A 15,420-nucleotide genomic window follows, 5' to 3' on the forward strand; every position below is an offset into this window, starting at 1 on the left:
TTTTATTTATCCTGTATTAAATACAGTGCAATGTCTGAAGGCTGGTCTGTGATCAGCTTTTCTTTTTGCCATTTTTTTAACTGCTTTAATTGGTATTCAAGCTGAGAGGCTCGTTGCCTATCGCCAACCTGACAATAAAATTCTAATAATAAAGGTCCTTTTCCTTTTAATGCTTTCGCGCCAGTTCCATCCTGATGCTGTTGAAAACGGCGCTCAACATTTGTTGTGATCCCGGTATAAAGATAGCCAAGACGATTTCTAACAATATAGAGTGACCACATTGTGTCAGCCATCATTTTTTCCTTTTCGTGCTACTTTTTCTTTTGATAAATAATATTTCTTAGTTTTTGAAGTGAGTAATTTAAACCATGTCAAAAATAAATCTATTAAATATATCAATATGTTGTGAAATTTTTGTGACAATAAAATTTATAATTTAAAAAATAACATTCAATTTTTTTGAAAATGAACAGCAATTATTGCTAATTTTAAAGTTAAATTAAAGCGCATAATATGATCCACATCACAGAGACACACTCCGCGATATCTGACAAAATTAGAATTAAATTGGAGTTTATTATGAAAAAATCTACATTAATCGCTGCAACATTCGCTTTAAGTGCTATTTCATTTGGTTCAATGGCTGCTGATAGCGTATCAAAAAGTCCTTCTGTCAATGGTGAGTATATCACAATCACAGGTAGTGATACTTTAGATGGCTTAACCACCAAAATTGCTCAAATCGCAAAAGATGAAGGAGCAAAAGGCTTTAAAGTTGTTGGCGCAACTGGTGAAGATTACCTCACTGTTAATGCTGAAATTTATCGTTAATTTTAACTATTTTCGATAAATAATCTGTAATAAGAGACACGCGGTAAGACGCTCGTTTTGATGATATAATTATCATCTAAACAGCGTCTCTTTTTGTTTCTATGCAGGTATATAATGACTTCTCTAGACTCGATCAAATTAATTAAACAATATATACACAATAACTATGTGTTCACCTTATGTACAACATGTTCATTGAGTGATATTTGGTGTGCTAATTGTTTTTATTGGTTTGATGAATGTCAGATGAGGCTCGTTTTCCTTTCTGAAAAGAAAACTCGTCATGCTCAAATGATGCAGGAAAATTTATTAGTTGCAGGGAGTATTAGCACACAAGAAATTGCAGTATCCGATCTGCAAGGTATTCAATTCACAGGTTCTGTTGCTTTACTGGCAGGTAAGGACGACATCAACGCAAGAAAACATTATTGTTTACGTTTTCCTGTCGCATTAGCCGCCATCCATGTGCCTTTATGGGAATTACAATTACAAGAAATTAAGATGGTCAATAATCAGTTAGGTTTTGGGACTAAGCTGTATTGGCAACGTCATTAAGCCTCTTATGTTCTTAACTTCTTATTATTCCCAAAAATAATGACTTTTTTGTTCCCACCCTTTTAAAGACATACAAGAGGTGTAGAAGGTTTTTCTGTCTTCTTGATTAATGTCTTCAACATAGCTTTCTGTCATTGGTACACGTTCAGTGTAGGTTTTTTTATCCCCACAGTGATCTTTATCATCTTTACGACATGTTTTTTGTACATCGCGATAAACAGTACGTTGTAGTACTTCTTTACGAATAGGGTAGCGAGTATTTGCATCAAGTTCACAAAGCATTTTAGCTTCTTGTAATGTGTAATCTGATGCACCTTTAGGTTCCCAAGTACTGCTACAACCAGAAAGTAAAACTATTGAAAATAAAGGGAAGAGTGCTAATTTCATATCAAATATCATCATAAAAAGAATAGTTAAGAGTGTTAATAATAAAACAAAACTAATCACTCTGACTATCTTTTTTGAAAATGATTCGCATTTGATAACGGAGGTGATTAAATGATAATGATGAAAGAAAAAAGCCCATTATGAAATGGGCTTTTAGGCGTTACTCAAATGATGAAAGATTTTTTTCTATCTCAGCATCTATTTCAGTATGCTGGAGATGTTTAGCACCGAGTTTCTTTTTCAATTCGGTACCTAGCTTCACGAGTTGTTCTCGATTCGCTTTAGACTGCTTTTTACCCCATTTTTTTAAATGGTAGTTCAGCTCATGATCTTCAGAAAAGCTTACATATTTATTATCACTTAAAGGCATACATCCTCCAGTTAATTCAATGTGTATTATTTCAATTTATGGATCACCTGATTACTACTACCACGCCACAGTAATGCGGGATCATAAAGTTCTTGCACGAACTTCCCATCAATCAGTACGTTAATATAGTTAACGACTTCTTGCTGCTCTGGGGTTAAGTCAGCCAGTAAGTAGCCAGTCCAAACCCAAATATCTTTCTCAGGGCATTCCATTTTAACGCGTTTTACCAATTTTAATATAGCAGAAAGATTTTGAGGGTGTAGAGGATCGCCACCTGAAAGTGATAATCCTTGGCGTTTAATACGATTGTCTTGTAGATCAGCAATGATCTGATCTTCCATCTCTTGGGTAAACGGCTTACCTGACGTTAATGACCACGTTGATTTGTTATAACAGCCTCGGCATTGGTGTATGCACCCTGCAACAAACAGGGTGCAACGTGTACCTTCACCATTCACAACATCAACAGGGTAATATTGATGGTAATTCACAATCTTAACCTAACTGACCATTTGCCAGATGTTTTACACGGCGTTTAACTTCTTCTTGCTTACCTGCATTAAATGGGCGTGAATCTGGACTACCTAAATATCCACAGACACGGCGAATAACAGAGACTCTCGCGGGGTTGTGATTACCACAACGCGGGCAAGTGAAGCCTTTGCTAGTACAAGAGAATTCACCGGTATAGCCACAGTCATAACATTCATCAATTGGGGTGTTTGTGCCGTAGTAAGGAACACGGGTATAGCTGTAATCCCACACGTCTTCTAATGCTTTAAGGTTATGTTGTAAGTTTGGATATTCGCCATAGCAAATAAAACCGCCATTGGCTAATGGAGGATAAGGTGCTTCAAAATCCAGTTTGTCGTATGGATTTACTTTTTTCTCAACATCTAAGTGGAAGCTATTGGTGTAATAACCTTTATCCGTTACACCCGGTAGAATGCCGAATTCAGCCGCATCTAAACGACAGAAACGATCACATAAGTTCTCACTCGGTGTGCTGTAAAGACTGAAGCCATAGCCAGTCTCTGCTTTCCATTGGTCTGTTGCTTCACGTAGGCGATTAATAATCGCCACCGCTTTTTCTCTTAAGGTTTCATCATCAAAAACGTGTTTTTCAGTACCAAACAGTGCATTGATGGTTTCATGAACACCGATATAACCTAATGAAATTGACGCTCTGCCATTTTTAAAGATTTCAGACACGTTATCGTCTGCTTTTAAGCGCACGCCACATGCACCTTCCATATAAAGAATTGGGGCAACACGTGCTTTAACATTTTCTAAACGTGCAATACGTGTCATTAGCGCTTTTTTAGCTAATTCAAGACGGTCATCAAGTAGTGACCAGAATGCGGCTTCGTCACCCTGGGCTTCAATGGCAATACGCGGTAAGTTCAGACTGATAACACCTAGGTTATTACGGCCTTCGTGGATCATTTCACCATTTTCTTCGTAAACACCTAAGAAGCTACGGCAACCCATTGGAGTTTTAAATGATCCCGTTACTTTAACCACTTGATCGTAATTTAAGATATCCGGATACATACGTTTACTTGCACATTCAAGCGCAAGTTGTTTGATATCGTAATTAGGATCACCGAACTTATGGTTTAAGCCATCTTTGATGGCAAAAACAAGTTTAGGGAAAACAGCTGTTTTGCGGTTTTTGCCTAAACCAGCCATACGGTTTTCAAGGATAGAACGTTGAATTAGACGCGCTTCTTTTGACGTACCAAGACCAAAGCCGAAAGTGACAAATGGCGTTTGTCCATTAGCGGTATGTAGTGTATTAACTTCATACTCTAAAGATTGGAATGCGTCATAACATTCTTTTTCAGTGCGCGCATTGGCATAGGCTTCTTTATCAGCAATTTGCCACTCTTGCGCTACTTTATAGTGTTTGTCATAACTTGATTTTACAAATGGCGCTAATACTTCATCGATACGATTTATCGTTGTACCACCATAAATATGGCTCGCCACTTGTGCAATAATTTGTGCTGTTACTGCGGTTGCTGTTGAAATAGATTTAGGAGGCTCTATTTCTGCATTCCCCATTTTAAAGCCATTGTTTAACATGCCTTTAAGGTCAATTAGCATACAGTTAAACATAGGGAAAAACGGTGAATAATCGAGATCATGATAATGAATTTCACCTCGCTCATGAGCGAGTACCACATCTCTTGGCAGGATATGCAATTTTGCGTAATGTTTAGCCACAATACCCGCAAGTAAATCACGTTGGGTAGGGATAACTTTACTGTCTTTATTCGCATTCTCATGAAGAATAGAGACATCGCTTTGTTCGATAAGACCTCGAATTTCCTGAGTTAATCTTCCGCGTTGCTCACGGGCAACATCCCGGTCATGACGGTATTCAATGTAGGCTCTGGCGACATCTTTATGCTCGCCAGCCATCAGCTGATTTTCTACGGCGTCTTGGATCTCACGGATATCGACATTCGAACGTCCTGCGAGAGATTGTGAAACGGATTGCGCGACAGAATCGCAATAATCATCATCAGTGATCTCACAAGCTACGGCGGCTCTTTTGATAGCATCGCTGATGCGGGTTTGGTCAAAAGAGACTTTACATCCGTCTCGTTTTATCACTATGGTTTTCACAATCTTGCTCCTTAACTATTTATCCACAGGCTCAAATCCCATAAAAACAGGTGATGGCACAGCATTCAGGCTTATTGTGGATAAGATGTGTATAATTACTATATGTTGTATATCGAGATGTATTAAAACACAATATATAGTAATTGAAAGGGAAATAATCTTCATTAAAACTGATCTAAATCAAGGTATTTTTGCTACATCAGGCATCAAGAGGGGTTAGCTGAATTGTAAATATACGCCAAAACAGAAACGATAAATTAATCATGAAAAAATGAGAACATAAAAAAAGCAAAGTGCTCATAAAGAGACCTTTGCTTTTTTATGATCGATTCTTGAAATGAAATTAACGGATAGCGATAACTTCGATTTCTACTTTTGCATCTTTTGGTAAACGAGCAACTTCAACACAAGAACGAGCTGGGAATGCTGCATTATGCTCTTTAAAGAAAGCTTCATAAGCGGCATTAATGGTACCAAAATCATTTAAATCTTTTACGAAAACAGTAGTTTTGATGATATTAGCAACAGTTAAACCCGCTTTTTCAATAATTGCTTTTACATTTTCTAAAGACTGACGAGCTTGTTCTGCAGCATTATCAGAAACAAATTCACCTGTAGCTGGATCAACAGGTAATTGACCTGAAGTGATCACTAAATTACCTAAATCAACGCCTTGTACATAAGGGCCAATTGCTGCAGGGGCTTTATCGGTATTAATTTCGTAAGACATGTAGAACTCCTGTTTTTATAAGATTAAGACTAACGCTTGATTAGCACGGCGCTATTATAGCCAGCGCTGTAAGTTAGCAATATGACAGATGTCAGGCTTTATCATAAAGTCTGTAAGTATAAAAAGAAAATAAATGAAGAGTAGTAGTGCGGTTTGACGCTATTTTTAGCCCATAAAAGTGGCGAAGTTATAGTAAATTTTTTTATAAAAAAGAAAGGATAGGCTATTTTCATTTTTAATATAAATAGCCTTGAAGCTTTTAATAGGTAATTATTCTCTTTTTATAAAAAACTATCTGCCCTTGCGAGCAGATAGTGAAGATAATTAACGAATAACCGCGTGGCGTTCGAACTCTTTTTCACAGTATTTACAGGTTAATACCACATCTGAGGCCAGTTTTTTGACTCGGAAACTACTTTGTACTGGCTCGTTATGACTAATACAGTTGCTATTAGGACAAGGCACCACATCTTCAAGTAATTCAGGTAAGCTTAACGCCATCTTATTAACCACTTGGTAATCATCGATAATATTGACAGTGGCTTGTGGCGCATACATTGCTAAACGGTTTGCTTGTTCTGAGGTTAAAAAGACATTTTCGATTTTAATGAGGTCTTTTTTACCTAAATTTTCTGAAGGTAAATTAAAACCTACGGTTATTCTTTCATCAGTTTCAGTTAAACGGAACAGTGAAAGAATTTTAAAGCCCACCTGCGCTGGAATATGATCAATAACAGTCCCACGTTTGATAGCTTCAACTTTTAGTTTGTGATCATGTGTCATGGTGTGCTCCTTATTAAAGAACTAAGTTTTTATTCAGAACTAAGGCAAGTAATGCCTGACGTGCGTAGATACCATTTCCAGCTTGTTGGAAATAGTAAGCATAAGGTGTTTTATCTACATCCGTTGTGATTTCATCAATACGCGGCAGTGGGTGTAAAATCTTGAGATTATCTTTCACATTCACTAAATCAGCGCTAGTTAAAATAAACTGAGCTTTAACATTTGCATATTCAGAAGGATCTAAACGTTCTTTTTGTACACGTGTCATATAGAGAATATCCAGCTCTGGCATGACTTCATCTACTGTTTCATGCTGGCTATATTCAACACCATTTTCTTCCAGCAAGTGAAGAATATGCTCTGGCATCGCGAGTACTTTAGGGGCGATAAAATAGAGATGATTACCTTTAAATTTCGCTAATGCTTGTGCCAGTGAATGCACAGTTCGACCATATTTTAAGTCACCAACCATTGCGATATTGAGATTATCTAAACGGCCTTGTGTTTCTTGAATGGTAAACAAATCCAGTAAAGTCTGTGTTGGATGTTGATTTGCACCATCACCTGCATTTAGAACAGGAATATCACCAGCAAACTCAGAGGCTAAACGTGCTGCACCTTCTTGAGGATGGCGAATCACAATGGCATCGGCATAAGTGCGTAGAACAGAAATGGTATCCGCTAATGTTTCACCTTTTTTTCCCAATGATGTGTTGCTTCCATCAGAAAAGCCGACAACAGATGCGCCAAGGCGGTGGATCGCTGTTTCAAATGATAAACGAGTTCGTGTTGATGCTTCAAAAAAGCAACTTGCTATCACTTTATCTTTTAACAATTCGTTATTAGGCTGCTGTTTTAATTTATCAGCAACGCGAAGAACTGCTTCCAAATCTTCCCTGTCCAGATCATTGATGGAGATAATATGCTTTTGGTAGAGCGGATTAGTCATTAGAGTTCTCCTTTAGCGATGAATTGTGCGATGAGTGGTTTCTTATAGGCCAAAAAAAACCCCTCAATAAGAGGGGTTTCAAAAAATTGGGCTATTGGAAAAAAGTGAATGCGCTTGCGACCCATTAAGGTGCGTGTTTTTGTGAAAAATTGGAATAGGCGCTGTTTCATCTTTCCTCCTGACAAATTGTGGCGCATTATACGCATCTTAGCTTTGCACGCAAGCGTTTGCTTTTATTTTTTTCTAAAATTTTTTTTTTGATTTAAAAATCAATAAGCTTGAGATAAAACGAAGAAAACACCTATTTTTTAATCGAGAAAAAATAGGTGTTTTGCATGATTATGTATTTCAGAACGGATTGGCAAGGGTCGCTACCATCACGGCTTTTATGGTGTGAAGACGGTTCTCTGCTTCATCAAACACAATACTGTGTTTTGATTCGAATACTTCATCAGTGACTTCAAAACCGCCATATAGGTTAAACTCTTCCGCTAATGCTTTACCCATTGTGGTTTCTTCATCATGAAAAGCCGGTAAACAGTGAAGGAATTTGACTTCTGGGTTTCCTGTTAATTTAACAACATTCATATTGACCTGGTAAGGCTTCAGTAACGCAATACGCTCTTTCCAAACTTCTTTTGGTTCACCCATAGAGACCCATACATCGGTGTAAAGAAAATCAGCATTTTTAACACCTTCAGCCACATTTTCAGTAAGTGTGATTTTTCCACCATTTTTGTTGGCAACATCTTGGCATTGAGCCACTAAGCTTGCATCAGGCCAACATGCTTTAGGTGCAACTAAACGTAAATCTATACCTGTTAACGCTGCTGCTTCCAGCATAGTATTTCCCATGTTATTACGAGCGTCACCAAGGTAAGCAAATACGGTTTTTGATAATGGCTTGGTTTGATGTTCTGTGATAGTCAGTAAGTCTGCTAACAGCTGGGTTGGGTGAAATTCATTGGTTAAACCATTCCAAACAGGTACACCTGAATATTGTGCAAGGGCATCTACCGTTTTTTGCCCATAACCCCGATACTGAATACCATCATACATACGGCCTAATACTCGAGCGGTATCTTTGATGGATTCTTTATGCCCAATTTGGCTTCCGCCCCCCAAATAAGTCACTCTGGCGCCTTGATCAAAAGCCGCAACTTCAAAGGCACAACGAGTACGTGTTGAGTCTTTTTCAAAAATAAGCGCAATATTTTTTCCTGCAAGATATTGAGTTTCTTTACCTGATTTTTTGGCTTTTTTTAATTGTGCTGACAATGTAAGTAGTTGTTGAATTTCAGCGGGTGAAAAATCCAGTAAACGTAAGAATGATTTTTGATAAAAAGGGTTCATAGAGTGATATCCTGTCATTGAATTTATATTCAATTTATATCAATAAATATTCATCATCAACCCCTAGAGAAAAACTTTTAATTTAGACAGTCTGCGATAAGCACATCATATTAGGTATGGAGTGTTGATTCGCCCTGTGGGAGAATGAACAAGATACCTTTTCAGACTATTGCGGAGCATGATTATGGCGGACAGCAAAGAATTAGCAGAACAACGTGAAGAAACACGTCTTATTATTGAAGAATTACTTGAAGATGGTAGTGATCCTGATGCGCTGTATGCTATCGAACACCACATCTCTTGTGAAAACTTCGAAACACTAGAAAAAGCGGCAGTTGAAGTATTTAAATTAGGTTATGAAGTGACTGAACCTGAAGAAATTGAAGTAGAATCAGGTGAAATTTTAGTTTGCTTTGATGCTGTGAGTGAAAGCGGTTTAAATGCTGAGCTTATTGATGCTCAAGTTGAACAGTTAATGAATTTAGCTGAAAAAATGGGTGTTTATTACGATGGTTGGGGAACTTACTTTGAAGATCCTGACGCTGAGTATGATGATGAAGACGGTGAAGACGAAGACGGCGAAGATGGAGAGTCTGATAAGTCATCACGTTTACATTAATTTTTGCTAAATGTTGTCCCTTTGTACCTGATTTATCAGTGCAAAATAATAACACCAGCCACAAAATTACTGCTTTGTGACTGGTGTTATTGGTTTTAAGGGGAGAGCCATTAATCCATCACACCAAATTTGCCATTGTCATAATCATCAAAAGCTTGTTGTAACTCTTCTTGAGTGTTCATTACAAAAGGCCCTTGTCCTGCAATTGGTTCATTAATTGGCTCACCAGTGAGAATTAAAACAATGGTGTCACCCATTGATTCTAATGTCAGTGTATCGCCATAATTATCTAATACTACCATGTCATGTTGACGGGCAATTTCACTGTCATTGATATGTACAGCACCTTTCACCACAAACAGCATTGCATTATGACCTTCAGGAATACTGTAGTGTGAAACACCAGCACGATTTAAGCGCAGATCCCACACATTAAGTGGTGAGTAGGTCATTGCGATACCTTGGGTATTAGCATAATTACCTGCGATCACTCGGACATAGCCTTGATCATTAGGTAATCCAACATGAGGGATATCCTCTGCTTTCAGCGCCTGATAACGAGGCTGTGTCATTTTGTACGCTGTCGGCAGATTCACCCAAAGTTGCACCATCTCCAGTACACCACCTTCTTTAGTCATCTTTTCAGAGTGATACTCTTTATGCAAAATGCCAGAAGCGGCTGTCATCCATTGCACATCACCTGCGGTAATAGTTCCTGCATGGCCTTTAGAGTCATGATGAGAAACCTCACCTTGATAGGCGATTGTTACGGTTTCAAATCCACGATGAGGATGTGCTCCTACACCACGGGCATTGGTAACAGGTTTAAACAGTGTTGGCTCGGCATAATCCATCAGCAGAAACGGGCTATGTTTCTCACCATTTTCCTGATAGGAAAATAAGGTGCTGACTGGAAAGCCATTACCTACCCAGTGTGAATTTGGCGCCGAATAAATATGATTAATCTGTCTGATAGTCATGATTGTTCTCCGAGTTAAGGAAAGAAACCGCAATAACCAAGACACAGAAGGAGGTAATACAGATTATTGCGATTTCTTAATGAAGCTGATCATAAAGTGTTCTCATGATGAACAAAATAGGGGGAATTTGTTGATGGTGTTCAAAAAAAATGAACAAACTTCTAAAAATAAATAGGCATATTGATTGAATGTGTAATTTGGTGACTACGAAAGGCTAAATATTTATACATCTTTATTTACCGCATTTTAGTATATTTTTATCGCTTGGCTGATATCACATTTTTTACCAAAACCATATTAGTACAGTAAATCTAGCAAATTCATTGTAATTAGATCCTTCCTATCTTTGATAGCTTCTTGTTTTTTACCCTGATCTTCTTTAAGCATTGCCAGTTGATTAAATCCATCAGCATCATTTTTATCTGCTAAGAGTTGATAGATTTGTTCTGCTTTCTCTACATTTTTCTCAATTCCAGTACCCGTTTCATAGAAACGTCCAAGTACTAATAATGCCTTATCGTCTCCTTGTTTTGCTAATATCTCACATGTGGAAAAGTTTTTTTCTTCGGAAATGCATTTAACTTGGGGGGAGGAATAGGCCAATATAGGAATAGATAAAAATAATGTGACGATAATAATCTTGTAGCTTAATGTCATATAAAATTACCTAAAATAGATTTTATTAATGATTAATTTAATCTATCTTCCATTAAAATGGAAACACTAAGCTCTGATTTCTTATGGTGGTGAGGAATGCGAACCATAAAAAATGGTTGAAAATATAAAATATGAAATAATAAAAACCACATTCTTTCTTAGCAACAATAAGTCAGAATGTAGTTTATTAATACGTTTATTTCTTAAATCTTATTTGCTTGTGTCGCCACAACCGCCAATGATTTTAGAAATAGAAACTGCTGGGTGCAGTAAGTAGTCGTAGTTACAGTCTTTTTCTTTATTGTACACGCTACCAGTACAACCAGTCATTACGGTAATTACAGAAGCAATAAGTGCAATTTTAACAAAGTTTTTCATGAAAAATTCCTTTTAAATTTTAGAGTTATAAAAGCCATTACATGACTTTATCTGCATAAAGATATTAAATTAGCGATAAATAGCAATCTAAAAAATAAGAAAATTTAAAATAGAAAAGATGCTAAAAAATATTTAACTTAAGAAGTGAAATATAATTATCCAGAGTGAAATGAGTAAAAAAATAAACTTGTGTTTTTTAATGATATTTAAGATAAGGAATTATTGAATAATAAATAGCTAATAATTTAATAATAAATCAATTTGAACAAATAGAGGGTAAATAGAGTTCTTTTATATCATTTTAAAAAATAGAATTTGTGTTTATAGATGCTATTTTTGATAATAAAAACCCGCATAAGAAATGCGGGTAAAGTCGTACTTATTTTATTTATTGTATTACGTAGGGAACAACGAGAACGCTTAAAGTGATTTCACCATACGAATTTCACAATCACTATGTCCTGTATTACCTAAGGCTTCATCAATAAATTCGAATCCTAATTTCTCATATAAGCCCACCGCCGCTTTTAAGATGTCGGTGGTTTCTAAATAGCAACGGCTAAAGCCTTGTGCTTTACCGAACTCAAGAGATTGTAGAACGATTTTTTTTGCAATGCCTTTGCCACGCAGTTTGGATGAAAGATACATTTTTTGTAATTCACAGGTATTGCCATCACCACCAGCAAGTGGTGCGACACCGCCACCGCCAACAATTTCTCCCTCCATTTCAACAACCCAGTAAGCGCTACGTGGCTGATGATAAACTTCATAGAGAGTATCTAAAATCGGATCGGCAACCGCAAAGCCTTTATCAGCAGTTAAACCGTGCTCAGCAGAGACTTCACGAATAACGCGTGCAATACCTGCATTGTCTTTTTCTTCAATCGCTCGAATAATAATATTTGGGGCTATAATTTGGGTTGCAGTCATAGTTGCACTCATCGTTTCACTTATTAGTAGAATATTTTTTGATTACGTATTGAGAGAGCACCGGAAAGGAACTTCTTCATTGAAAGTAGCACGGATAGCTACGAAAACTATCTTAATTGATTAAGCGTGTTTGTAAACCGTTAGCTCGTTTTCTTTGCTTACCTATTCCCTTTATTCCTAGCGTTATATTTTAGTGGGTGATTAAATTTAAGCGAAAATAAGGGATAGAAAGATATATTAACGAGTATAGAACCGAGAATAGTAAAAAATGAAGTGAAAAATGGTTTTATTTTTTGCTGAAAAAACTAAGCAAAAACCCGCGATAAACGCGGGTTTTTATTAACAATCTCTGTGCCTTTAAAGCGATAGTGCTTATAAAGAGGCGATAGAGACTTTCTGTGCGATTAGCTTTTCTTTTGCGCTTAAGCATGTTGCTAAGCGTTCACGCTCTTTAGCAACAACCGCTTCTGGTGCACGGCTAACAAAGCCATCGTTAGATAATTTGCTGTCTAAAGTTGTGATATCTTTCTCTACTTTTTCAAGCTCTTTATCTAAACGTGCAAGCTCTGCATCTTTATCAATAAAGCCAGCCATCGGGATAAGCAATTCGGCACCGCTAACCAATTTAGTCACTGATAATGGCGCTTCTTCACTTTCTGCTAATGGACGAATATCAGCTAAACGACCCATCGCTTTTAAGAAACCAATATTGTCACTGACACGGCGCTTAGCATTGTCATCCGCACCACGTAAAATAACATCAAGTGGTTTGCCCGGAGCTATATTCATTTCAGCACGGATATTACGAACTGCAACAATCACTTCTTTGATCCACTCAAGATCGCTAAGTGCGTGTTCATCCACTAATGAAGCATCGAACTCAGGGAAAGCTTGTAGCATGATGGTTTCACCTTCAATGCCTTTAACTTCCTTCACTCGTTGCCAGATTGTTTCAGTGATAAATGGAATAATAGGGTGAGCAAGACGCAGTAAGCCTTCTAACACTTCAATCAGTGTATGACGTGCTGCACGTTTTTGTGCATCATTACCTTTGTGTACCGCAGGTTTTGATAGCTCAAGATACCAGTCACAGAATTGGTTCCAAGTGAACTCATATAAAATACCCGCAGCGATATCGAAACGATAGTTGTCTAACGCTTCACGATAGGCTTTAACGGTATTGTTAAATTCAGCTAAGATCCAACGGTCAGCCAGTGAGAATGTCATCTCACCACCTTGGTAGCCACAATCTTGATCTTCAGTATTCATCAGAACAAAGCGGCTTGCGTTCCACAGCTTGTTACAGAAGTTACGGTAACCAGATAGGCGTTTCATATCCCAGTTAATATCGCGACCTGTTGAAGCTAATGCCGCTAAGGTAAAGCGCAGGGCATCTGTACCGTGTGCTTCAATACCTTCTGGGAACTCTTTGCTAGTACGTTTAGCAATTTTTTCAGCCATTTGTGGCTGCATCATATTACCAGTACGTTTTTCTAACAGGTTTTCTAATGAAATACCGTCGATCATATCCAGAGGATCAAGTACGTTACCTTTGGATTTTGACATCTTCTGGCCTTCTTCATCACGGATAAGACCCGTCATATAAACCGTATTAAATGGAACTTGCGGTTTACCGTCTTCGTCTTTGATGAAGTGCATGGTCATCATGATCATGCGAGCAATCCAGAAGAAAATGATATCAAAGCCACTGACTAATACATTCGTTGGATGGAATGTTTTCAGTGCTTCGGTATTTTCAGGCCAGCCTAATGTTGAGAATGTCCACAGTGCAGATGAGAACCACGTATCGAGTACGTCTTCATCTTGGCGTAATGCCACATCAGCGGCGATATTGTTTTCACGACGCACTTCTTCTTCGTCACGACCAACATAAACATTACCTTCATTGTCGTACCAAGCCGGAATACGGTGACCCCACCACAGTTGACGAGAAATACACCAATCTTGGATATCATTCATCCAAGAGAAGTACATGTTTTCATACTGTTTTGGTACAAATTGGATATCGCCATTTTTAACCGCTTCAACCGCAGGTTTCGCTAAAGGCGCCGCGCGAACATACCATTGGTCTGTTAATAAAGGCTCGATAACGACACCACCACGGTCGCCGTAAGGTACGGTTAAATCGTGAGGTTTGATCTCTTCTAATAAACCTAGACGTTCAAATTCAGCAATCATTGCTTTACGTGCTGCAAAGCGTTCCATACCTTGGTAGGCTTCTGGAATTTCAGTACTGTAAACATCTGACTCAACACCATTGGTGTCTAAGACTTCTGCGCTAGCACGGATATTGCCATCAAAGTCCATGATATTAATCATGGGTAATTGATGACGGCGTCCAACTTCATAGTCATTAAAGTCGTGGGCAGGGGTGATTTTTACGCAACCTGTACCTTTTTCCATATCAGCGTGTTCGTCCGCTAAAATAGGAATACGACGGTTTACGATTGGTAGAATAATTTCTTTACCAATTAAATCTTTATAACGAGGATCTTCTGGATTAACCGCAACACCAGTATCACCTAACATGGTTTCAGGACGTGTTGTTGCAACAATGAGGTAATCTTTACCTTCTGCTGTTTTTGCCCCATCCGCTAAAGGATAACGCAGATGCCACATAGATCCTTTAACTTCGCGGTTCTCAACTTCTAGATCAGAAATTGCAGTATGTAATTTAGGATCCCAGTTTACAAGGCGTTTACCACGGTAGATAAGATCTTCTTTATGTAAGCGAACAAAAGCTTCTTTAACCGCTTTCGATAACCCTTCATCCATTGTGAAACGTTCACGTTCCCAATCAACAGAGTTACCTAAACGACGCATTTGGTTAGAAATGTTGCCACCTGATTCAGCTTTCCATTCCCAAATTTTGTCGATAAATGCATCACGACCATAGTCATGACGATTTTTACCTTCTTCAGCAGCAATTTTACGCTCAACGACCATTTGAGTTGCGATACCCGCATGGTCAGTCCCTGATTGCCATAAAGTGTTTTTACCTTGCATGCGCTGATAACGGATCATGGTATCCATAATGGTCTGCTGGAAAGCATGGCCCATATGTAGGCTACCAGTGACGTTTGGCGGTGGGATCACGATACAGAAGCTTTCTTTTGTTGTATCGCCATTGGCTTTAAAGTAGCCGTTTTTTTCCCAATGCTGATACAGAGGTTGTTCAATCTCTGCTGGATTATAAGTTGTGTCGAGCGATGGCTCTTTCGGTGCGGATTTATTTTCCATATT

Annotated in this window: 18 protein-coding genes; 3 read left to right on the top strand and 15 right to left on the bottom strand. The window is 38.0% G+C overall.

The annotated features are described in order from the left end of the window. Positions 1-2: 2 nt before the first annotated feature. Positions 3-293 (bottom strand): GIY-YIG nuclease family protein, encoded by a 291-nt coding sequence (locus ABN256_RS12880; protein ID WP_196554277.1) that lies wholly within the window; start codon positions 291-293, stop codon positions 3-5. Positions 294-579: 286 nt separating this feature from the next. Here ABN256_RS12880 and ABN256_RS12885 point away from each other — a divergent pair, with 286 nt between their 5' ends. Both ABN256_RS12885 and ABN256_RS12890 read left to right on the top strand, forming a co-directional pair. Beyond that, positions 580-831, top strand: a complete 252-nt coding sequence (locus tag ABN256_RS12885; RefSeq protein ID WP_115351203.1) for a YdgH/BhsA/McbA-like domain containing protein — start codon at positions 580-582, stop codon at positions 829-831. Between the two features lie 114 nt (positions 832-945). Then, positions 946-1,386, top strand: coding sequence for a YhbP family protein (locus tag ABN256_RS12890; RefSeq protein ID WP_196554278.1), 441 nt, complete (start codon positions 946-948; stop codon positions 1,384-1,386). A gap of 24 nt (positions 1,387-1,410) precedes the next feature. Here ABN256_RS12890 and ABN256_RS12895 read toward each other — a convergent pair whose 3' ends face one another. From ABN256_RS12895 to argF, 9 genes are all read right to left on the bottom strand, one after another. Further along, positions 1,411-1,773, bottom strand: coding sequence for a hypothetical protein (locus ABN256_RS12895; RefSeq protein ID WP_082151806.1), 363 nt, complete (start codon positions 1,771-1,773; stop codon positions 1,411-1,413). Positions 1,774-1,933: 160 nt separating this feature from the next. Continuing rightward, complete coding sequence (locus ABN256_RS12900) at positions 1,934-2,143, bottom strand: hypothetical protein (protein WP_023583554.1); 210 nt, start codon at positions 2,141-2,143, stop codon at positions 1,934-1,936. Positions 2,144-2,169: 26 nt separating this feature from the next. Beyond that, positions 2,170-2,634, bottom strand: a complete 465-nt coding sequence (nrdG, locus tag ABN256_RS12905; protein WP_196554279.1) for an anaerobic ribonucleoside-triphosphate reductase-activating protein — start codon at positions 2,632-2,634, stop codon at positions 2,170-2,172. Positions 2,635-2,638: 4 nt separating this feature from the next. Beyond that, on the bottom strand, positions 2,639-4,777 hold the full coding sequence (gene nrdD / locus ABN256_RS12910) for an anaerobic ribonucleoside-triphosphate reductase (protein WP_196554280.1): 2,139 nt from the start codon (positions 4,775-4,777) through the stop codon (positions 2,639-2,641). 343 nt (positions 4,778-5,120) lie between these two features. Then, a complete protein-coding gene (locus ABN256_RS12915; RefSeq protein ID WP_006535650.1) occupies positions 5,121-5,507 on the bottom strand; it encodes a RidA family protein in 387 nt (128 codons plus the stop codon). A gap of 324 nt (positions 5,508-5,831) precedes the next feature. Next, a complete protein-coding gene (pyrI, locus tag ABN256_RS12920; protein WP_006535648.1) occupies positions 5,832-6,290 on the bottom strand; it encodes an aspartate carbamoyltransferase regulatory subunit in 459 nt (152 codons plus the stop codon). A 13-nt stretch (positions 6,291-6,303) separates the two neighbouring features. After that, positions 6,304-7,239: an aspartate carbamoyltransferase gene (gene pyrB / locus ABN256_RS12925; RefSeq protein ID WP_072069547.1), complete on the bottom strand. Its 936-nt coding sequence runs from the start codon at positions 7,237-7,239 to the stop codon at positions 6,304-6,306. Further along, positions 7,239-7,409: a hypothetical protein gene (locus tag ABN256_RS12930; protein WP_176694712.1), complete on the bottom strand. Its 171-nt coding sequence runs from the start codon at positions 7,407-7,409 to the stop codon at positions 7,239-7,241. The genes pyrB and ABN256_RS12930 overlap by 1 nt, the downstream gene beginning before the upstream one ends. A gap of 178 nt (positions 7,410-7,587) precedes the next feature. Next, entirely contained in the window at positions 7,588-8,592 is a 1,005-nt protein-coding gene (gene argF, locus ABN256_RS12935) for an ornithine carbamoyltransferase (RefSeq protein WP_196554281.1), read from the bottom strand. A 184-nt stretch (positions 8,593-8,776) separates the two neighbouring features. Here argF and rraB point away from each other — a divergent pair, with 184 nt between their 5' ends. Further along, on the top strand, positions 8,777-9,211 hold the full coding sequence (gene rraB / locus ABN256_RS12940; protein ID WP_072069545.1) for a ribonuclease E inhibitor RraB: 435 nt from the start codon (positions 8,777-8,779) through the stop codon (positions 9,209-9,211). 110 nt (positions 9,212-9,321) lie between these two features. Here the strand turns inward: rraB and ABN256_RS12945 are convergent, their stop codons facing one another. The 5 genes from ABN256_RS12945 to ABN256_RS12965 form a co-directional block, all read right to left on the bottom strand. Further along, positions 9,322-10,191 carry a pirin family protein gene (locus ABN256_RS12945; protein ID WP_197269638.1) on the bottom strand — a complete coding sequence of 290 codons (870 nt, stop codon included), beginning with the start codon at positions 10,189-10,191 and terminating at the stop codon, positions 9,322-9,324. 297 nt (positions 10,192-10,488) lie between these two features. Next, a complete protein-coding gene (locus ABN256_RS12950) occupies positions 10,489-10,848 on the bottom strand; it encodes a tetratricopeptide repeat protein (RefSeq protein ID WP_197269637.1) in 360 nt (119 codons plus the stop codon). Positions 10,849-11,058: 210 nt separating this feature from the next. Next, positions 11,059-11,226 (bottom strand): YhfL family protein, encoded by a 168-nt coding sequence (locus tag ABN256_RS12955; RefSeq protein ID WP_036914671.1) that lies wholly within the window; start codon positions 11,224-11,226, stop codon positions 11,059-11,061. Between the two features lie 420 nt (positions 11,227-11,646). Next, a complete protein-coding gene (locus tag ABN256_RS12960; RefSeq protein ID WP_196554343.1) occupies positions 11,647-12,156 on the bottom strand; it encodes a GNAT family N-acetyltransferase in 510 nt (169 codons plus the stop codon). Positions 12,157-12,528: 372 nt separating this feature from the next. After that, positions 12,529-15,417, bottom strand: a complete 2,889-nt coding sequence (locus tag ABN256_RS12965) for a valine--tRNA ligase (RefSeq protein ID WP_196554284.1) — start codon at positions 15,415-15,417, stop codon at positions 12,529-12,531. Between the last annotated feature and the right edge of the window lie 3 nt (positions 15,418-15,420).

Source organism: Proteus sp. fly-1008 (assembly GCF_040140305.1).
GTDB lineage: Bacteria > Pseudomonadota > Gammaproteobacteria > Enterobacterales > Enterobacteriaceae > Proteus > Proteus vulgaris_B.